Source organism: Planobispora longispora (genome assembly GCF_016863135.1).
Taxonomy (GTDB): domain Bacteria; phylum Actinomycetota; class Actinomycetes; order Streptosporangiales; family Streptosporangiaceae; genus Planobispora; species Planobispora longispora.
In genome coordinates, this window is the sequence record NZ_BOOH01000045.1 from 85893 (window position 1) to 105734 (window position 19842).

Annotated in this window: 16 protein-coding genes, 1 tRNA gene and 1 pseudogene; 4 read left to right on the forward strand and 14 right to left on the reverse strand. The window is 68.8% G+C overall.

Features of this window, described 5'->3' with window-relative positions; all coding sequences use genetic code 11:
• Positions 1-220: 220 nt before the first annotated feature.
• The gene (locus Plo01_RS26980) at positions 221-868 is read right to left on the reverse strand and encodes an HNH endonuclease (RefSeq protein WP_203893493.1); all 648 of its coding nucleotides are present in this window, start codon (positions 866-868) and stop codon (positions 221-223) included.
• A 558-nt stretch (positions 869-1426) separates the two neighbouring features.
• On the opposite strand from Plo01_RS26980, the gene Plo01_RS26985 reads away from it, so the two are divergent.
• The gene (locus Plo01_RS26985) at positions 1427-2029 is read left to right on the forward strand and encodes a hypothetical protein (protein ID WP_203893494.1); all 603 of its coding nucleotides are present in this window, start codon (positions 1427-1429) and stop codon (positions 2027-2029) included.
• 1525 nt (positions 2030-3554) lie between these two features.
• Here Plo01_RS26985 and Plo01_RS26995 read toward each other — a convergent pair.
• From Plo01_RS26995 to Plo01_RS27010, 4 genes and pseudogenes are all read right to left on the reverse strand, one after another.
• Positions 3555-3815, reverse strand: a pseudogene (locus tag Plo01_RS26995) (tyrosine-type recombinase/integrase); the annotation flags it as partial.
• A gap of 26 nt (positions 3816-3841) precedes the next feature.
• Positions 3842-4906 (reverse strand): integrase core domain-containing protein, encoded by a 1065-nt coding sequence (locus Plo01_RS27000; RefSeq protein ID WP_203893497.1) that lies wholly within the window; start codon positions 4904-4906, stop codon positions 3842-3844.
• A 151-nt stretch (positions 4907-5057) separates the two neighbouring features.
• Positions 5058-5678, reverse strand: coding sequence for a nucleotidyl transferase AbiEii/AbiGii toxin family protein (locus Plo01_RS27005; RefSeq protein ID WP_203893498.1), 621 nt, complete (start codon positions 5676-5678; stop codon positions 5058-5060).
• A gap of 20 nt (positions 5679-5698) precedes the next feature.
• Entirely contained in the window at positions 5699-6019 is a 321-nt protein-coding gene (locus tag Plo01_RS27010) for a hypothetical protein (protein WP_203893499.1), read from the reverse strand.
• Between the two features lie 858 nt (positions 6020-6877).
• Between Plo01_RS27010 and Plo01_RS27015 the strand changes: the two genes are divergently transcribed.
• Positions 6878-7120, forward strand: coding sequence for an integrase core domain-containing protein (locus tag Plo01_RS27015; RefSeq protein WP_203893500.1), 243 nt, complete (start codon positions 6878-6880; stop codon positions 7118-7120).
• Between the two features lie 91 nt (positions 7121-7211).
• Here the strand turns inward: Plo01_RS27015 and Plo01_RS27020 are convergent, their stop codons facing one another.
• The 9 genes from Plo01_RS27020 to Plo01_RS27060 form a co-directional block, all read right to left on the reverse strand.
• Positions 7212-8642: a sigma-70 family RNA polymerase sigma factor gene (locus tag Plo01_RS27020; protein ID WP_203893501.1), complete on the reverse strand. Its 1431-nt coding sequence runs from the start codon at positions 8640-8642 to the stop codon at positions 7212-7214.
• Positions 8643-10430 carry an RICIN domain-containing protein gene (locus tag Plo01_RS27025; protein WP_203893502.1) on the reverse strand — a complete coding sequence of 596 codons (1788 nt, stop codon included), beginning with the start codon at positions 10428-10430 and terminating at the stop codon, positions 8643-8645. It lies immediately after the preceding gene.
• A 74-nt stretch (positions 10431-10504) separates the two neighbouring features.
• The gene (locus Plo01_RS27030; protein WP_203893503.1) at positions 10505-11188 is read right to left on the reverse strand and encodes an N-acetylmannosamine-6-phosphate 2-epimerase; all 684 of its coding nucleotides are present in this window, start codon (positions 11186-11188) and stop codon (positions 10505-10507) included.
• On the reverse strand, positions 11185-12144 hold the full coding sequence (locus Plo01_RS27035; RefSeq protein WP_203893504.1) for an ROK family protein: 960 nt from the start codon (positions 12142-12144) through the stop codon (positions 11185-11187). Before Plo01_RS27035 ends, Plo01_RS27030 begins: the two co-directional genes overlap by 4 nt.
• A gap of 46 nt (positions 12145-12190) precedes the next feature.
• Entirely contained in the window at positions 12191-13120 is a 930-nt protein-coding gene (locus Plo01_RS27040; RefSeq protein WP_239317141.1) for a dihydrodipicolinate synthase family protein, read from the reverse strand.
• A 50-nt stretch (positions 13121-13170) separates the two neighbouring features.
• Positions 13171-14220, reverse strand: a complete 1050-nt coding sequence (locus Plo01_RS27045; protein ID WP_203893506.1) for an oligopeptide/dipeptide ABC transporter ATP-binding protein — start codon at positions 14218-14220, stop codon at positions 13171-13173.
• Positions 14221-14231: 11 nt separating this feature from the next.
• Complete coding sequence (locus Plo01_RS27050) at positions 14232-16226, reverse strand: dipeptide/oligopeptide/nickel ABC transporter permease/ATP-binding protein (RefSeq protein WP_203893507.1); 1995 nt, start codon at positions 16224-16226, stop codon at positions 14232-14234.
• Between the two features lie 2 nt (positions 16227-16228).
• A complete protein-coding gene (locus Plo01_RS27055; RefSeq protein WP_203893508.1) occupies positions 16229-17179 on the reverse strand; it encodes an ABC transporter permease in 951 nt (316 codons plus the stop codon).
• A gap of 49 nt (positions 17180-17228) precedes the next feature.
• Positions 17229-18818: an ABC transporter substrate-binding protein gene (locus Plo01_RS27060; protein ID WP_203893509.1), complete on the reverse strand. Its 1590-nt coding sequence runs from the start codon at positions 18816-18818 to the stop codon at positions 17229-17231.
• 164 nt (positions 18819-18982) lie between these two features.
• Here Plo01_RS27060 and Plo01_RS27065 point away from each other — a divergent pair, with 164 nt between their 5' ends.
• Positions 18983-19708, forward strand: a complete 726-nt coding sequence (locus Plo01_RS27065) for a FadR/GntR family transcriptional regulator (RefSeq protein WP_203893607.1) — start codon at positions 18983-18985, stop codon at positions 19706-19708.
• Positions 19665-19746: transfer RNA gene (locus Plo01_RS27070), tRNA-Lys, on the forward strand. Before Plo01_RS27065 ends, Plo01_RS27070 begins: the two co-directional genes overlap by 44 nt.
• Positions 19747-19842 lie beyond the last annotated feature (96 nt).

Consider the following 19842-nt stretch of genomic DNA (forward strand, 5'->3'; position numbering starts at 1 on the left):
GAACGACTAGGAAGAAGCAGGTTCCCACCCAGTTAGGCAACTCTGCATTGACAGCCGTACCGCCACAGGCTCTACACAGCTTGGATCATTGCCGAATTGGTCTTATATGAATCAAGGGCGGCGCTCCGCGCCGCCTCGCGGCCCTCGCCCGGCTCGCACGCTGCGCGTGCGGCCTGGGGGCCGTTCTCGCGCGCGGCCGGCTCGGGCCGCTACTCAAGCCCTACACCTCTTCGGATCCCTTCCCCTGCATAGCGAGTTCATGGCGAACCACTTCCCTCAGCAACTCGGCCATCGTTCCAGTTGAGATGCCGACCCCCCAGTGCATCGACACTCCTCCGATCCGGCGTTCTGCCTCATGAAGACGGTTCAGTAGAGCATCAGGAGCATTCTCATAGATCGCTCGCAGTACTTGGAACTCATCGGCTGATAGAGAGGCCAAGGCATGAAGGTCCTTGGCCTGTGGCCCGGTGTAGTCGCGCGCACGGGAATCATGAGGACCCGCGATCTCCGCGAGGTAGGCAATAGTTCCGTTCCTGGGATGCTCGACGACCCACCGCCAGAACCGTGCCGCATCGGCTGTGTCAGGCGCATCCCTGTGACAACGCTGACAGAGAAGGATCACGTTCTCCACAGCGTCTGGGCCGCCGAGGGCACGGGGCACTACGTGGGCCCGTTCCAGCCCTTTCCAGAGCATTGCTAGAGCCTTCTTGGAGCGCACTTGCTCCACCCGACACCAGCCGCAGGCGAAACACTCCGGTTCGCCGAGATCATCAAAGGGAATGTAGTCGCTACCCGGTAGCGCTCTCCCACACCAATATCTGGCGATCTCTTCGTGTGTTGGCACACCCGTGTCCGAGAACTTGTGCACGGCAAGCAACATACGGGGAGGGACCGACACTTTCGGGCGGCATGCCTCTGGCGGGGGGCTCCGGCTCCGGGATGATCGCTACAGGCTGCTCATCGCCACCGGCCAGTTGGTGGCTGGGGTAGGGGCCTGCCCATCCCGTCTGCCATCGACCCAGGACAAGCCGAGTGGAGCAGGGCCAGAGGGTCAAGGTCGTTCGTCCAGCAGGGCGCTCCACCTTGACCCTCTGGCCCTGCTCCACTTCCCCTGCGGGCGGGTCGACGGCAGACGGGATGAGCAGGCGGGCGGAGTGTGCGGCATGAGGCCACGTGCTCCCTATTCTCCGAGGCTGGTTGAGCTGGGCAAACACAGGGAGCAGGTCGGAGGACATGGTATTTGGATATCCCAGACGTGCGCTAAGTGCCATACTCCCGTTCTATGCCTCGCGCCGATCGTGTCAGCCTTACCCGGGAAGCACTTGCGATACCCACAGTAGATCACCTTTCGAATAACGGTACGCTCAACGTTCTCCTAGATCGGGTCCTCTCAGGTCTTCCGTCTGGCCTTCCACCAGATCGAACGATGGTTGGCCTGTTCATGAACTTCGCCAGGCTGACAGATAAAGCGTTGCGTGAATACGACGCGGCACGAGCCGAATTGCTGCTTTTCGTCTCCCCTCACCCAGGACTGCGCACAAGCCCTTACCTGAGAGCTATCGACCACATGGAGAACTGCGTGAGTGCAACCCATCGCGCGGTTCTTAATGCGCGAGCACTTCGAGAAAATAAGGTAGGCCGAGGAGCGCCAACCCTGACTCAGCGCCAGGAAGAGCGTCTAAAATTTCTGCGTAACGCGATAGAACATTCCGACGAAAAGATCCTCGGTAAGCAGAAATACAAGAATAGTCCGATTTTTGATAAAGCCGATCCATATTCACTTCGCCTTTCGAATACATCCATGGTGATCGGGTCACACGTCTTAACATACAAGGAACTCGTGTCGGCAATGACAAAATGCTGCCAGACAATTGAGAAAATACGAGGTATTCCTACAGGCATACCTGGCGCCGACTTTCCGAATGCCAAGCTGCGAACAACCGTGGATAAAACAAATCCAGGGCTAGGTCAATTCCGGTCCAGTGACTACCTTAGAGAGCTAGCTCGACTCGTCGTCACTCATTCCTGACGAGATCTTCTCGCGGGTCCCTGATCTTGTTCCTCAGCGCCGGCCCATCGGGCATCGTGGTGACGAGGCGTACTCTGACAGGAGAATGGACCGAGTTGCGGAGATCTTCGACTACGAAGCCTCATCCCAAGATCCGGAACATACACGGAATGCCTTCAGTGCATCTGGCTAGCGCATCCCGCTAAGCTCCAGGTCAGAGGGCTGAGCGGTCCATAAGAAGCCTTCCTCTTTTAATCCGTAGGTTCTGGGTTCGAGTCCCAGGCGCCCTACCATTCGCACCCCGTCTGACCTGCGATTTCTCGGATCAGACGGGCTCTGCGCGAGCCGGAGAACGGCGATGTTTGCTCCATGTTTGCTCGCGGGCACGGACCGAGCACACGGGTAGATCGTTTAGAGCCGTTCCTTCAGGTCAGACCCCGCAGACGGGCATCGGAAGACCAGGACCGAAGACCTCGCCGGGCTACCGTACCCCGGAAGAGCATGCCGACGGTCAACAGCCGACAGGCCAGCCGAGCTGCGGCGACAAGTAATCCGCAGGGCCCCTCAGAGTGAAGGGGTACTCCCGCATCGCTCCTACCGAACGACTCCTATGCCCCGCTAGAACCGTTCTCGACATGCCGATCTTGACGGCGATTCAGCCACATGATCAAAAGGAGGAGTTGGCCCGTCTCGCCAAAGGACGGGCCGCTTCAAGAGGGGAAGCCGTTATGGGTGTCGGGAAAGGCGGGCGCCTGGTTACGCTCGCATCAGTGGGTGCGTTGACGGCAGTGCTGCTACCGACAGGGGGTATGGCTACCGCTTCGTCCGCCACACCTCAGGTTCACGCCTGCGTCAGCAAGATCACTCGCGTTACCCGGATAGTCGACCCTGGAACTGAGTGTCTCTTCACTGAGGTTGCCGTCCAATGGGGTGCTGAAGGACCGGCTGGGCCGGAGGGTCCAGCCGGTCCTGCTGGATCGCAGGGCGAGCAGGGGCCCAAGGGTGACATCGGCCCCGCCGGCCCCCAAGGCGAGGAGGGAAAGACCGGCCCGCAAGGCCCCAAAGGTGACACTGGAGAGGTCGGCCCACAAGGTGAACAGGGGCCCCCGGGACCGCAAGGACCCAAGGGCGAGAAGGGCGATCCAGGAGGGGTAAGGGGAGCCCAAGTCAAGGAGGCGCCCTTCACTGGCGGCTCCGGTGGCGTCATGTGCGACCCTGGCCAGTACGCGACTGGCGGTGGCTACAAGGTCAATAACGGCACGGGTCAGGTCTACCAGAGCCTTCCCGTCTTCGGAGTGTCCAAAGAACCCCGAGGCTGGGAAATCATGGCCACCGGCTCAGCCAACGGAACCGTCTACGTCATCTGCGTCCCCTGGAGTTAACTACCCGGCAAGATCTCTTGACTTCCGGCGTCCCGAACACCCGTGAATGAACCACGCCGGATTTCACGGAGACCAGCGCCGCTCCCGTTTCCCGCTTAGTTCTCAACAAACAGTGAAGCCCGCTGGCGTACCACCAGCGGGCTTCACTGTTCACCCCACGTTGATCAGAGGGTTGTATCCAACCTCGCACCCGGTAGAGCAACCAGCCTCACCTTCGACCCGATCGCACCAGGGATGACCATGGCGGCGGTGGACTCGGCGGCGGCCTGAGCAACCTCGGGGTAGACGCTGGTGTAGGTGTCGCGGGTGAAGGTGGAAGAGACATGACCGAGGGTTTCCTGGACCACCTTCAGCTCCACCCCGGCGGCGAGCATCAGCGAGGCGGCGCCGTGGCGCAGGTCGTGCAGCCGGACCGGCGGGAGCCCGTGTGGGTGCCAGAAACTCGGCCACCCTATGCGACCTGCGCATACTCATGTATCAGCCCGCCGAGACGATCACGGCGGATGACCTCGATATCGGCCTCGACCGGGTCGGGCAGGGCTCGAAGGGGAGCGGCCTGCCCCAGGGATCGGTGCGGGCGGTGCTCGTTGAAGTGGGTCTCGTACTCGGTCAGCACCCGTCGTAGATGGCGAGCGTTGACGATCAGCATCCGGTCGAGGACCTCTCGGCGCAGCCCACCGATCCACCGCTCGATGTAGGCGTTCGCCCGCGGAGCCCGCGGCGGCGTCTTCAGAATCCGAATGCCCATACTGGTGAACACCTCATCGAACGCGGTGGTGAACTTCGTGTCCCGGTCCCGGATGAGGAACCGGAAGCCCTTGGCCCGATCTCCCAGCTCGATCATCAGGTTCCGGGCCTGCTGAGCGACCCAGTGCCCGGTGGGGTGATCGGTGACGCCGAGCAGGTGCACTCGCCGGGTGGCAACCTCCATGACGACCATGCCGTACAGGCGTTTGAGCAGCACAGTGTCGCAGTGGAAGAAGTCGCATGCCAGGATGCCGGAGGCTTGGGCGCACAGGAACTCGCTCCAGGTCGGTCCCGTACGCCGCGGCGCCGGATCAAGGCCGGCCTTCCTCAAGATGAGCCACACGGTGGAAGCACCGACGCGATACCCCAGGCCGGAGAGTTCCCCGGCGATCCGCCGATACCCCCACAACGGGTTCTCTCGGGCCATGCGAAGGACCAATGATCGCACCGAAGACCGTGTCGCCGGCCGCCCCTGTCTGCGGCGCTTGAACGTCCAGCGCTGCCGTACCAGATCAGCATGCCAGCGCAGCAGTGTGCTCGGCGTCACGAACACCTTCAGGCGGTCGGCTGCGGGCAGCAGCCGCGCCAGTGCGCTGATCACCGCCCGATCCGCCCAGGAGGGTCGCGGGCGGGCGACCTGGCGGCGCAGCACCACGAGCTGATGCCGGAGCACGAGAATCTCGACGTCCTTCGACGCATCCGAGCGGACCAACAGCATCAGCCAGCCCGAAAGCTGGAGAAAGATCAGATAGAGCAACCGCAACGCCATGAACAACGATCATGTACAGCGAACGCTCACGCACCAAACCGCAGGTCACCTCACTGGCCGAGTTTCCGGCACCCACAGGCTCGGGGAAGCAGTCAATTGCCTATCTGCAGCAGCCACAAGCTCAGCGAACGAAACGGCGGGAGGGATGCCGTCACTCGCTCTTTCTCAGCTCCTTCTCCCACACGCCGAAGCGTTCTCTGAGGGCCTCTGCCTCGGCCGTGTCGACGCCGTACACGCCGAACTCCTCATCGGTGCGGCGACGCACGTACGCCAGCATCTCCGCGAACACCTCCCGGTCGAACCCGGCGTCCCGGCGAGCGGCCAGCTCCAGAAGCTGATCGCGCGTGTACCGGCCGGACTCCACGAGCGCGTCCACGTCGATGAAGTCACGCGCGAGCGCGCGGTTGAACAGCGCCTCGGTCTTTCCGGCCGCCACGTCGTCAGGATGGAGGACCGGGCCCATCTCCATCCGCACCGGCGGCCGAAACCGTACATCCGCGACGACCTCGACCTTGCATCCCTGATCCGTACCATGCTCGGAGATCCACATCCGGACATACCGCTCAGTGCTCTGCAGGATCTCAGCCTGATACCCGGCTGCACGGTACGCCTCGGCCACGTGATCCGCTGCCGCTGGACAGTCCATGTCCAGCGCGCCGAACAGATCGACGTCCTCGCTGGGGCGCTCCACGATCCCGTACGCCTGAACGGCGTACCCACCGGCCAGCGCGAAGCCGTACTGATCAGCGACGCTCAGACCGATCTCGATCAACCGCCGATGGAAAGGGTCCATCACGCGGCCCGGTCACGCAGCCCGGTGAAGCGCGACTCCCACAAGCGGCGGACCCGCACCGGCAAGATCAGATCAGGCCAGATGCGAACCAGCAGATCGGCGTTCAGGTACGCCTTTAGATCTTGCTCTCGGCCCTCCTGGATGACCTGCTCATACATCATCCGCAGCGCCGCCGGATCGGACAGGTCGTAGGAGCGCCGCGGACTCCAGTCCAGCCAACCGGGCAGCGCGACGACCCCGCCCGCAGGCCCGGTCAACTCCTCCAGAGCACCGGGAACCGCATACGGGCGGATGTTCGCGTAATTCAACGCCCTGTCCATGTCTCCAGTGTGACATTTCCTCCAGCACCGCACCCCCGCGATGAGGCAACCTCACGCCGCGCCGAGCAAACTACCGGGTATCGCGGTCGACGCCGGCGACCACACCGTGAAGGCCACCCGAACCGCTCTGAACACGGGCAACGGTCAAGGTCCCTATGTTTGCTCGGTGGTTGCTCGCCTGTCGCGGTACGGCGCGGCACGCGACACCACCATCCGGCAGGACAAAAAGGACAGCTCCGGACAGGGAGTCACCAGGCGGTACGGCGCGGCGCCGGACGACAGTGAACCCGCCGGCTTTTAATCCGTAGGTTCTGGGTTCGAGTCCCAGGCGCCCTACCACCCGCACCCCGTCTGACTTGAACTTTCTCGGTCCAGACGGGCTCTGCGCGAGCCGGAGATCGCCGATGTTCGCTCCATGTTTGCTCACGTGTATCGGATCCCGGCTCTCGCAAGATGGTGAATTCGAGGGGCCCTCTTCCACGTCAGACCTGGCAGGCGGCCATGGGAAGACCAAGAAAGAAGATCCCGCCGGGCCGCTGTACCTCACAGCGTTGAATCCCCGGTAACCTCGCGCCAAGCCGTCGGGCGAGTACCCCCGTAATCCCATGTCACCTTCCCGTCGATGACCGAGTGCCCTCCGCGCACATACTGCCTCCTGAGCGTGGCCTACCCGAGCAGCAGTACGGAGGGCTTGCATCCGGTACCCGGGTACAGCCCCACCGTCGAGGTGGCCGCCCTGATCCCGACACGGGGCGGCAGACCCGAAACGCGCCGGCCGCAGCCGGGGCGATCTTCCACGCCGATTATGGATCGCAGCACACCGCGGCCGCCTTCGCTGCCGTATGCACGCAGCTGGGGGTGCGCCGGTCGATGGGCGCGGTCGGCTCCAGCGCCGACAACGCGCTGGCCGAGGCGTTCAATGCCACCCTCAAGCGCGAGACGCTGCAGGGAGCCAGAAGCTGGTCGTCGGCTGGCCGGGTCCGATTGGAGATCTTCAAGTGGATCACCCGTTACAACGCCCGCAGGAGGCATTCCGGGCTGGGCTACCTCAGCCCGATCGACTACGAGCGGCGCTCCGATAGGGTGCTGCTCGCCGCATGACAGCAGGTGTCCACCCTTCGGGGCGAGCCCCCTGGACCGGGCGTCATCAGGTGGCACGTCGCGGCACCGGACGGCATTGAACCTGTCGGCTTCAGTCGCGTTCGGGCACGAGGGTGATCAGTTGATCGGCCGAGCCGGTGTAGGCGCCGTAGAGGATGAACGCGGTCGGCGGGTGCTTGCCGCCGAACTCCTTGCCGATGGACAGCGCCATGCCGGTGGGGACGTTGACCAGGCGGGACACGCCGTCACTGAAAGTGGGCCTGTTCCAGCGCTGGGCCGGGGCGTCAGAGCAGGATGCGAGCCGGACCGCGCGGATGCCCCCGCCGTTGAAGGAGACGGTGTCGTACTTCTCGGCCGCCGTCAGGCAGCGCCCACTGGCGACATTGATGAGCCGGAACCGGTGAGGGTCGCCCTTCGTGTGCCAGGCCGTCCTCGGGTCGGCGCAGCGCAGTGCCGCGACCCTGTCGTCCGCTGCGCCGACGCACCGGCCCGCATGGGCGATCCGGGTGCCCGCGACCGTCTCCGGGACAGCGCTCCGGGTGGGTTTCGGGACAGCGCTCCGGGTGGGTTTCGGAGCACGTGTCAGCGCGGGTTCTGGGACTTTCTCGAGTGCGGGTGATGTGCTCCGCGTCGGTACGGCGGCCGTCGGCGGAGACGGGGGATCCGCCGGAAGTGAGAGCACGATCACGGCTACGGCGGCGGTGGCCGCCGTCACGACCGTCGTGGTGGCCGCCCGGCCGAACACCCCGCCGGAGACGCCCTTCGACGCGACGGCCTTGCCCAGTCCTTCCACGGCTGGCGGCAGCAGCCCGATCGGCAGCGTGGCCCGCAACGCGGCGTTGAGATCGAGCAGTTCGCCTCGCGCCCGAGCACAACTCGGGCAGGACTCCAAATGCGCGCGCAGCGCTCGCGGCAGACGGCCGTTCTTCTTGCGTACGGCCGCCGCCAGCGGTTCGGCGTATTCGCGGCAGCGAGGCGATGTACCCGCGAGGTGGGCGGCCAGATACGCCTTGCGCAGCCCTTCGCGTGCCCGGAAGGCCAGCACGCCCACGTTACCGGGGGTGATGCCCAGGATCTTCGCGATCTGCTCGGGCTCCTCGTCCTCGATCACAGTGTGCCACAGCACGGTCTGCCAGCGCGGCGGCAGCGACCGGTAGGCGCGGGTCACCAGATCGTCGGGCGGCTCCGGCCCGGCCACCGTCAGGTCGTCCTCCCGGAATTCGGCGGTGAGGACCCGCCGCTGGTCGGAGTGCGCCCATTCGGCCGCGGTGTTGCGCACCACCGCGTACAGGTAGGGACGCCACCCGCCGGACGGACCGGCCGCGCCGGTGCGGACGGTCCGCAGGGTGCGGGCGAACGCCTCACTGGCCAGGTCCTCCGCGGTGTACGGATCCGGGCACAGGCGACGGGCGAAGGCGAGGACCGCGGCGTGGTGCCGCTCGTACAGCTCGGCCACGGCATGACTGTCCCCGGCCCTGACCAAGCGCGTCAGGGCCGAGTCGTCGCTGGTCGGGCCGTTCATTTATCCAATCGTGAACTTGAGAGATTTTTTGACATATGTGGCTTTAGCATAGATATGGGTAGGTTTGGCAGAAAAACGGATGATTCGGGTGGCATTCGTCGTGGCGCTCTTCAGCGTCACGGCACCGCCCCGCTGCGGTTCGAGCAGCCAGCGCTGCCCCTTGCTCGTCTTGCTGCACTTGGCGAGGACGACCGACCGCTTGGCACCGTTGACCGGTCCGAGTGCCAGGCAGCGGCTCTTGAACCGCACCTGCACCGACTTGCCTGCCACCGGCACCAGCTGCCACTTCGTCCGGCAGGACCCGAGCCTCGCCGTCGCACGGTAGGCGGTCAGGCAGGTGCCGTATGCGCTCTTGAGGGTGACAGTCCGCGTCGGGGTCTTCGTCGGGGCCGGCGCGTCCTCCGGTCCCGGCGTCGAGGACGGTCCCGGCGCGGAGGTCGGGACCGAGGTGGGGGCCGTGGTCGGTTCGGACGCCGTGGTCGAGGACGCGCTCGGCGTCGGAGCCGGAGCCGGAGCCGGGAAGCCCACCGGGCTCGTCTTGAACATCTGGTCGGCCAGCGGCTCGAACTTGAGGGTGCTCCCGTTGGCGCGCACCACCGGCGCACCGTCGCGGGCCTCACGCTTCGGAACGGCGAGCCCCGGTCCGGACTTCCCATCGGCACGGTTGGTAAAGTTGATCTTGTCCTGGCCCGCGCCGGGCAGCCACTGCTGCGACGGGTTCTTCGCCGCGCACACCGTGGTGACCACGGGCTTGGAACCGTCCGCGGCGGTGGCGCCCGTCAGGCACTGGTGGTTCCCGACGTTGCGGATCGTCACGTAGCCGGCACCGTCGATGGTCCGGCGCCAGACCGTCCCGTTGTCCGAGCACGGCACCTGCACCGCCTGCTGGCCGTCGACGCCGACGCACTTCCCGCTCTCCACGATGCGCAGCCGGAAGTCCACCGGCGGGGCCGGCTGGTCCTGGATCAGGTACGGGCTGGACGCGACGTTTCTGATCTCCGGCAGCGGCTCCCCCTTCGGCTGCGACGCCGGCGTCGGCTCGAAATAGCGGAACTCGTCCGTCCGGCACGAGTCGAGGTGGTAGTTCGACGCGGGGTCACCCGTGCACTCGGGCCGGCTGCCCATGTTGCGGCAGACCGGGTCGTTGCCGTTCACGCCGCCGCCGTTGCAGTGGCTGAGCCCGAAGGAGTGGATCATCTCGTGGGTGAACCCGGCCTCGCTCCAGCACCAGCGCGGCAGGATGACGCCGCCGTTGCTGAGCCCGGCGTTGGCCCCGCCCCCGGTGCACGAGTCGGTCATCTCGTTGTCCCGGCCGAAGAACATCAACTTCACCCGGTTGGTGGCCACGAGCTCACGCACCCGGGCCGGCTGGGAGGCGATGTTCTCCGTGAGCGCCTTCCCCATCTCGGCCCGGTTGCGGCCCTTGAGGAAGGACACCTTCGCCACGATCGGGCGGCACTGGTCATCCTGCACGACCCTGAGCCGTCGGGAGACCCCGAACCGCCGGGCGCTCGACTCGAAGGTCTGGTCGGTCTCCCAGACGGTCCGCAGGACCGACTCCACCTCGGAGTCGTAGGAGTCCTGACCGGGCTGGTGAACGTAGACCGGCAGCACCCATCCCTCGGCCGGGGAATCGGTCCCGTCGCAGGCGAACCCGGACGTGCCCAATGCCCGCGTCGCCGCGGAGGCGGCCGCCTGCGGCACGGGCGCGGCGGACACCGGCCCGGCCAGGACGCTCGCGGCCACCGTCATCAGTGACAGCACGAGCACTAATTTGATCTTTCTCATTCAAACTCCTCTCACTGGAGAGGAGTCGAATCGCCCGTGTGGATTACGCGCTTTCCAGAATTTTTCTGCTGAATTCACCGCACGGGTTCACCGCAGGCCTCGGTGAACCAGCGGGTGACGGTCGTCGGGTGGGTGATGGCGGTGCCGACGACGACGGCGTGGGCACCGCGCAGGAGGGCCTCGGCAGCCTGTCCGGGCGTGTGGATCCGGCCTTCGGCGATCACCGGGACGGGCAGATCGGTGGAGAGCCGGGCGACCAGATCGAGGTCCGGTCCGGGGCCGGTGCGCGAGTAGGGGGTGTATCCGGCGAGGGTCGTCCCGACCACGTCGGCACCGGCCTCGGCTGCGGCCACGCCTTCCTCGTAGGTCGAGACGTCGGCCATGACCAGCCGCCCGGTGCGCTCGTGCACCGCCCGGACGATCTCGGCGAGCGTACGGCCGTCCGGGCGGGGACGGCCGGTGGCGTCGAGGGCGACGACGTCGGCCCCGGTCCCGGCCACCGCGAGGGCGTGGTCGAGGGTGGGCGTGATGAAGACGTCGCCGTCGCCGTCCTTCCACAGGCCGATGAGCGGCAGGTCGAGCGCGGCCCGGATGAGCCGCAGGTCCTCCAGCCCCTGGGCGCGGATGCCCGCCGCCCCGCCGGCCGCGACCGCCTGCGCCACCCGGCGCATCGTGTCCGGGTGACGCATCGGCTCGCCCGGGTAGGCCTGGCAGGACACCACGAGACGGCCGCGCAGCGCCGCGAGCACCGGACTCATGTCTCCACCTCCAGGACCAGCCGGGCCGCACCGAGCAGGGCGGCGTCGCCGCCGAGCACGGCGGGCTCGACGGGAATGTCACACAGCGCGGGCAGAACCTCGGCGCGGACCGCCTCTCGGAGCGCGTCCCACCAGGGCGCACCGCATCCGGCGACGCCTCCGCCGATCACGACGATCTCCGGGTCGATGACGTTCACCAGCCCGCCGATCGCTGAGCCGAGCGCGCTCGCCCCCTCGGCCAGGACGATCGCGGCGACCGAGTCGCCCGCCTCGGCGAGCAGGGCGACCTCGGCCAGGTGCGTGACCCCGGCCCCGGTGCGACGACGGTACTCGGCGAGCAGGGCCGGGCCCGCGGCCACCGCCTCGACGTGCCCGCGTCCGCCGCACGGGCAGGGCCGGCCGGCGGCCGCGGCGACCGGCAGGTGGCCGGCGTGACCGGCCACGGAGCGCGCGCCGTGCCGTACCCGGCCGCCGAGCAGGAGGGAGGCCCCGATCCCGGTGCCGGCCGCGACCAGCAGCACGTCGCGGCGGCCCGCGGCGGCCCCGCGCCACTGCTCGCCGAGCAGGTGCGCGTGCACGTCGTTGTCCACCGCGACCGGCAGGCCGAGCTCCCGGGAGAGCTCGCCGCGCAGATCGGTTCCGGCCCATCCGGCGATGGCGCCGGTCGCCGAGACGACCACACCGCGCCCGGAGTCGATGACTCCCGCGCTGGCGACGCCCACCGCCGTCACCGCCCCCGCACCGCCGGGCACCGCGAGCTCCGCGAGCTCGCGGACCAGTTCGGCGGCGGTCCGCACGACCTCGGCCGCTCCCCGGGTCGCGGGGGTCGGCCGGGTCCGTACGGCCAGCAGCCCGCCGGACGGATCGACCAGCCCGGCGGAGGTCTTGGTGCCACCGATGTCCACTCCGACGACCGGCCCCGCGGCGGCCGGGCCTTCCGGCTCGGAGACGCTCACCACGGCAGGACCTGTCCGCGCACGGCGGTCCCGGCTGCGATCGTGATCACAGCAGTCCGGCCTCCTCCAGGCGGGCGGCCACGGCGCGGGTCTCGTCCTCGGTCAGCTCGCGCATCGGCGCCGATACGGCCGCGGTCGCGATGACGCCGCGCAGGGCGAGCGCCGTCTTGAACGCGCCGACACCCCTGGTGCTGCCCCCGGCGGTCGCCGGGTCCACCGCCTCGACGATGCCGAACAGCCTGGTCAGGCGGTCCTGCTCGGCCCTGGCCTCCGCCCAGCGGCCCTCGGCGCAGGCGCGGACCAGACGCACGTAGCCGTGCGGGTCGACGTTGCCCAGGCCCGGCACGGCGCCGTCCGCCCCGGCGAGCATCATCGCGTCGACGACGACCTCGTGGCCGGTCAGCGCCGAGAAGCCGGCCAGGCCGGCGGCGCCGAGAACCACCTGACGGAAGCCGACGTCGTCACCGCTGGAGTCCTTCAGCCCGTCGATCACCCCGTCGGCGGCCAGCGCCAGCACCTGGCCCACAGACAGCTTGCTGTGCACCGAGACCGGCACGTCGTAGGCGAGCATCGGCAGGTCGACCGCGGCCCGGACCGCCCGGAAGTGCCGGTCGATCTCCAGGGGGTGGATACGGGTGTAGAACGGCGCGGTCACCACGGTGGCGTCGGCGCCGAGCTTCGCGGCGATCTCGGCTCGCTCGATCGCCCGTGCGGTCGTCGTCTCGATGCAGCCGGCGAGGACGGGGACCCGGCCCGCGGCCGTCCCGATCACGACCTCCAGCGCCTTGTCGCGCCGGGCGTCGGTGAGGAAGGCGGACTCGCCGGAGCTGCCGAGCGCGAACAGGCCGGTGACACCGGCCTCGATCTGGAAGTCGACCAGCCGCTCCAGCGAGGCGGTGTCGACCTCGCCGTCCGGCGTCAGGGGGGTGACGACCGGCGGGACGACTCCACCGAAGCGGGGTTCACGGGCGCTCACAGAATGCTCCTTGTCTGGATTTTCCAGGTAAATCAGGGTTTTGGGATGAGTCATGCGGAGAGTCCGGCCGGGCGATGCCCACCGTCACGCGGGGCCTCCGGGTGGACGCAGTGCCAGGAGTGGCGGCCGGCCGGGTCCGCCTGCGCGGCGTGCGGGAACTCCGTCGCGCACTCGTCGGTCGCCTTCCAGCAGCGGGTGCGGAACGGGCAGCCCGACGGCGGGTGGGTGGCCGACGGCACCGGACCGGTCAGCACGATCCGCTCGCTCCCGCCGAGCAGGCTCGGGGTGGCGGAGAACAGCGCGCGGGTGTAAGGGTGACGGGCCGCGCCGCCGACGTCGGCGGCCGGGCCTTCCTCGACCACGCGGCCGAGGTACATGACCGCGATCCGGTCGGCGAGGTAGCGGACCGTCTGGATGTCGTGCGAGATGAACACCAGGCCGAGCCCGAGACGCGCGCGCAGGTCCACCAGGAGGTTGAGCACCTGGGCGCGGACCGAGACGTCGAGCGCGCTGGTGGGCTCGTCGGCGACGATCACGTCGGGTTCGAGCGCCAGTGCGCGGGCCACGGCCACCCGCTGGCGCTGCCCCCCGGAGAGCCCGCCGGGCAGCGCGTCGGCGACATGACCGGGCAGCCCGACCAGGCCGAGCAGCTCGCGCACCCGCTCCTCGCGCTGCCGTACGCTCCCCCGCCCGTGCACGTCCAGCGGGTCGCGCAGGATGCGCCGTACGGGCAGCCGGGGGTTGAGCGCGGTGGAGGCGTCCTGGAAGACCATGGCGACGGCCGAGCCGAAGCTCTCGCGCCGCGTCCTGGCCGGCATCGCCCACAGGTCCTCGCCGCGGAAGCGCACCGTGCCCGAGGTGGGCGGCTGGAGGCCGACCACCACCTTGGCCAGCGTGGACTTGCCGCAGCCCGACTCCCCGACGACGCCGAGGATCTCACCCCGCCCGACGGACACGGTGGCGTCGGTGAGGGCGTGGACCCGGTCGCGGCGCAGCAGCCCGCCGCTGCGCGCGGTGTGCACGACGTGCACCCCTTCGAGGCTGACGACCGGCCCGTTCCCGGCAGGCGCGACGGGCTCCCCCGTAACGGATCCGTTCATGACCGGCTCGTTCACGGCCGTCCTCCTTCGTGGGCGCCGCTCGGCTGCAGCCGCTCCCCGGCCTGTACGGTGCCCGGGTGGAAGCAGGCGTGCGCGTGGACGTGCGGGTCGCCGTCGGGCTCCGGCTGCGTCGTGCGGCAGATCGCGGTCGCCGCCGCGCACCGGCCGGCGAAACGGCAGCCGGGGCCGAAGTCCTGCGGCGCGGGCACCACGCCGGGGACCTGGTGCAGCCGCGCCGCCCCGGCCTCCAGGGAGAGCACGGAGCCGAGCAAGCCGCGGGCGTAGTGGTGCCGGACCCCGGAGAACAACGCCGTGGCCGTGCCGACCTCCGCGAGCTGACCGGCGTACATCACCGCGATCCGGTGCGCCAGCTCACCGACCAGGCCGAGGTCGTGCGAGACGAGCACCATGGCGAAGCCGAGCTCGTCGCGCAGCTGCCCGAGCAGCTCGACCACCTGAGCCTGCACGGTCACGTCGAGTGCCGTCGTCGGTTCGTCGGCGACGAGCAGGCGCGGACTGCGGGAGAGCGCCATGGCGATCAGCACCCGCTGGCGCTGGCCGCCGGAGAGCTCGTGCGGGTAGCTGCGCAGGGTCCGCCGGGGATCCAGGCCGACCAGTTCGAGCAGTTCCCCGGGGCTGCGCGTGCCGCCCCGGCGGGTGAGCTGGCGCAGCTGGGCGCCGACGAGGACCGACGGGTTCAGGGACGACATCGCGTCCTGGTAGACCATGGCGATCTCCGGACCGGAGATCGCCCGCCGCTGCCGGGGCGTCAGAGTGAGGATGTCCCGCCCGCCGTACTCGATCCGGCCGCCGACCTGCGCGCCGCGCGGGAGCAGGCCCATGACGGCGAGGCTGGTCAGACTCTTGCCGCAGCCGGACTCCCCGACCAGGCCGAGCGTCTCGCCCGAGCGCACGTCGAAGGAGAGCGACTGCACGACCGGGACGTCACCGTAGCGCTGCGGGAAGCGGATCGTGAGGTCCCGGACCGAGAGGAGGGTCTCGGCCTCCGGAGGCAGGGGGGCGACCCGGGGGCCGCGCCCGGCCGTCACGGCGGCCAGGCGGGCCAGTGCGGCCTGCACCGCGTCATCCGTACCGGGTCCCGCCGTCTCCCCCGCGGCCGGTACGGCGGTCGCCGCCTGCGGAGCGGTTCGGGGGGCCGTGCGCGGGGCGGCCCAGGCGTCGGTCAGCCCTTCGGCGAGCAGGTTGAGCGCGAGCACCGTGACCAGGATCGCCAGGCCCGGGAAGAACGTGGCCCACCAGCCGCCGGACAGGACGATCTGCCTGCCGTACGCCAGCACGTTGCCCCAGCTCGGCGCCGGGTCCTGGATGCCCGCGCCGATGAACGACAGGCTCGCCTCGAAGATGATCGCGTCGGCCACCAGCACGGTGGCGAAGACCATGATCGGTGCGGCGCAGTTGATCGCGACGTGCCTGATGAGGATGTAGCGGCGCGGGGCCCCGATCACCCGTTCGGCCGCGACGTAGTCCTCCCCGTACTGGGCCAGGACGTTGGCCCGCACCACCCGGGTGAGCTGCGGCACGTACAGGAAGGCGATGGTCAGGATCAGCACCGGGAGGTTGCGGCCGAAGACCGCCACCAACACCGCGGCGAGCGCGATGCCCGGGAAGGACATCACCACGTCGAGGACGCGCATGATGCCTTCGCTGACGAGCTTGCGGGAGGTGGCCGCGAGGCTGCCGAGCACCGCTCCGGCGAGCACCGCGACCGCGGTCGCCCCCAGGCCGATCAGCAACGAGGAGCGCGCGCCGTGCACGACGCGGGCCAGGACGTCACGGCCGGCCCTGTCGGTGCCGAACCAGTGCTCGGCATCGGGCGGGGTGGCCGGGACGCCGGTGGCGAGCGGGTCGCCCGCCACCAGCGGGGCCGCTGCGGCCAGCAGCCCGACCACCGCCAGGACGGCCAGGGAGACGGCCGCGGCCGGGGAGAGTCTGGACAAGCGGATGCCCGGACGGGAGAGCCGGGTCGTGAGCTGGGATCGGAACATGGTCACACCACCCGGATCCGCGGGTTGACGACGAGGTAGAGCAGGTCGACGACGAGGTTGACCACGAGGAACGTCACCGCGATCGCCAGCACCGCCCCCTGCACCAGGGCGACGTCGCCGTTGGTGACGCCGTCGAGGATGAGTTTGCCCATCCCGGGCAGGTCGAAGATGGTCTCGATGACCACGGCGCCGCTGAGCAGGTAGCCCACCCGCAGGCCGAGCACGGTCAGCGGGGTGATGAGCGCGTTGCGCAGCGCGCCGCGCACGACGATCACCCGGGGCAGGCCGTTGCCCGTGGCGGTGCGGACGTAGTCGCGGTCGAGCTCCTCGACCATCGAGGTGCGCACCAGGCGCGCCAGCGAGGCCGCGACGGGCACGGCGATGGCGACGGCCGGGAGGGCGAGCGAGCGCAGCCACCCGGTGAAGGAGTCGGCGGGGTTGACGTAACCGCCGGTCGGGAAGAGCTCGGCGCCGAGCGCGAACTCCTGGATCAGCAGGATGCCGAGCCAGAAGGACGGCACCGCCACGCCCGCGATCGACAGCAACCGGGTCAGCTGGTCCGGCCAGCGGTCGCGGAAGAGCGCGCCGGTGATGCCGAGGGCGAGGGCGCCGGCGACCGCGAGCACGAGTCCGAGCAGGGTGAGCTGCACGGTCAGCGGGAAGGCCGTGGCGATGCGGTCGGCCACCGGGGCGGCCGGCGGGGCGGTGTAGCCGAGGTCGCCCTGCGCCAGCTGCCCCAGGAACCGGGCGTACCTCACCGGGAGCGGGTCGTTCAGCCCGTGGGTCTCCGCATAGGCCGCCCGTGCCTGCGGGCTCGCGCTCTCGCCGAGCGCGTTGTAGGCCGGGTCGTTCGGCGAGAACTGCAGGACGACGAAGACGAGCAGGGTGACTCCGGCGAGCATGAGCGGCAGGGTCACCAGCCGTCTCGTGGCCAGTCGTAGGAACGCGAACATGGTGTCTTTCTCGTCGCGGGCGGGTCAGCGGATCGGCCGGGCCGGCCGATCAGGCGAGACCGACGTCGAGGAACGACAGACCCGTGGTGGGGATGGGCTTGAAGCCGGTGAGCTTCTTCTCGTTCCAGGCGGTGGGCAGCTTGCGGTGCAGGATCGGGTAGAGCGGGACCTCCTCGGCGATGACGTCGACCGCCTGGGCCCACAGCTTCCCCTGCTCGGCGGCGTCGTCCGTCTTCGCCGCCGCATCCAGCAACTGCAGGACTTTCTTCGCCTCGGCGGTCCCGTTCCAGCGGAACCGCTTCTCGGGCCAGAGGCCGTCGAAGAACCAGCGCAGCAGCAGGTCCATGTCGTTGCCGAAGACGGACGGGTCGCCGGGTGCCACCAGGACCTGGAACTTCCCGGGGTCGATCTTGTTGGTGTACTGCCCGCCGGACTGGCCGATGTCGAGGGTGGTGCTCACGCCGACGGCGTCCCAGCCCTCCTTGATGACCGGGACGGCGTCCTTCACCCAGCCGGCGTCGGTGGTGACCATGGTGACGTTCAGGCCGGAGACGCCGGCCTCCTTCAGCAGGGCCCTGGCCTTGTCGGGGTCATAGCCGTAGACGGTCGCGGCCTTGGCGTAGGCCGGGTGGGTCTGCTGGACGTAGCCGGTGGCCGCGGCGGCGTTGCCGAGCATGGCTGTCTTGATCAGCTTCTCGGTGTCGATGGCGTAGTGCAGTGCCTGCCGTACGCGCTTGTCGTCGAAGGGTTTCTCGGCGCAGTTGAACATCAGGAAGAGCAGGCCGAAGGACTGGGCGGCCTCCAGCTTGTGCTTGCCGGCGACCTTCTCGACATCGATGTAGGGGACGTCCTCGATGGCCGTGACCCGGCCGGACTCCAGCGCGGTGACGCGGGCCGACGGGTCGGACAGCAGCCGCCAGATCATGTTCTTGGCCTTGGCCGGGCGGGTGCCGTTGTACTTGTCCCACCGCTCGAAGACGATCTTGTCTTCCTTGGTGGCCTCGATGAGCCGGTACGGCCCGGAGCCGACGGGCTTGGCGTCGAACGCGGTCTTGTCCTTCTCCACGAGCGCCTTGGGCACGATCTTGACGACCGCGAGCCGCTCCTTGAGCAGCGGGAAGGCGTACTTGAGCTTGATCTCCACGTTCTTCGGATCGGTCGCGGTGACGCTCTCGATGAACGGGATGAACTGCACCATGAGCGAGGCGTTCGCCGGGTCCATCACGCGCCGGAAGCTGAAGACCACGTCCTCGGCCGTCACCGGGGAACCGTCGTGGAAGGTGGCGCCCTCGCGGAGCGCGACCCTGTAGGTCGTCTCGTCCGCCTGTTCCAACTCGCCGGCCGCCAGCGCGGCATAGGATTCGCGGCTCACCGGGTCGAGGTCGAACAACGCCTCGAAGACGTGCATGTTGGCCGCGACCGGGGTGGCGCCGGATGAGGTCATCGGGTCGAACCCGGTGGACAGGGCGTAGGAGATGCCGGCCTCGATGGTGTCGGCGGCGACCGGGGCCGCACCCCCGGTGGAGGCCGGGCCGGAGCACGCGGCCAGCGAACCGGTGAACGCGGCGGCGGCGCCGGCTGCTCCGACGAACCGGAGAAACCCTCGGCGGTCCAGAGACACGGCGGTGGGATGGGTCACGTCGTCTGCTCCTCTTCGATCGCGGCCTCCGGGGCCGCAGGAGGCTGATTGATCATATGACGTCTGATGTCTGATACCTGTAGGGTTGGAATGTAGAGGGGACCCCACGAAAGGGCAAGAGGTTGGTCGAGATCGCGCCCATCCCGCGATCGCCGCGCGGCGCGATGCTGCGCCAGCGCGAGGTCGCGGAACGCATCAAGCAGTACATCCTGCACAACCACCTGGGGCCGGGTGACGCGCTGCCCACCGAGGCGGAGCTGTGCGAGGCGGTGGGAGCCAGCCGTTCCAGCGTCCGCGAGGCCATCAAGACCCTCACCGCGCTGGACATCGTCGAGGTGCGTCACGGGCACGGGACCTACGTCGGACGGCTCTCCCTGGCCGCACTCGTGGAGAGCCTGGCCTTTCGAGGCCTGCTCAGCCGGGCCGACGACTTCCGGGTCCTGTCCGAACTGGTCGAGGTCCGCCAGACGATAGAGCAGGGGATGGCCGCCTCCATCGTCACCGCCTCCGACGAAGCCCTCCACGGCGAGCTGCTCGATCTCGCCGAGCAGATGGCCGAGTGCGCGGCCCGCGGCGAGTCCTTCATCGAGCAGGACCGCGAGTTTCACCTGCTGCTCATGGAGCCGCTCGGCAACGAGCTGCTCACCCAGCTCACCGCCGCCTTCTGGGACGTGCACGCCATCGTGGCGCCCTCGCTCGACACGACCCCCGAGTCAGTGCGGGAAACCGTCGAGGCGCACCGCGCGATCGCCCGCGCGGTCATGGCCCGTGACGTCGCGGCGTTCGTCCGCGCCGTCGAGGCCCACTACGCCCCCGTACGGGACAACCTCAGGGAGGGACTCCAGAGCGGCGGGTCAGGGCCGGTCCCCGCCGGGCCGGGCGACTTTTAATCCGGAGGTTCTGGGTTCGCGTCCCAGGCGCCGTACCACCTCCGCTTGCGGGTTCTCCCGGCCGGGAGAACCCGCGATCACGGCCTGGGTCACAGCTGGGTCCTGCGCGCCGGCCGAGCGACTCCGCGAGAGGC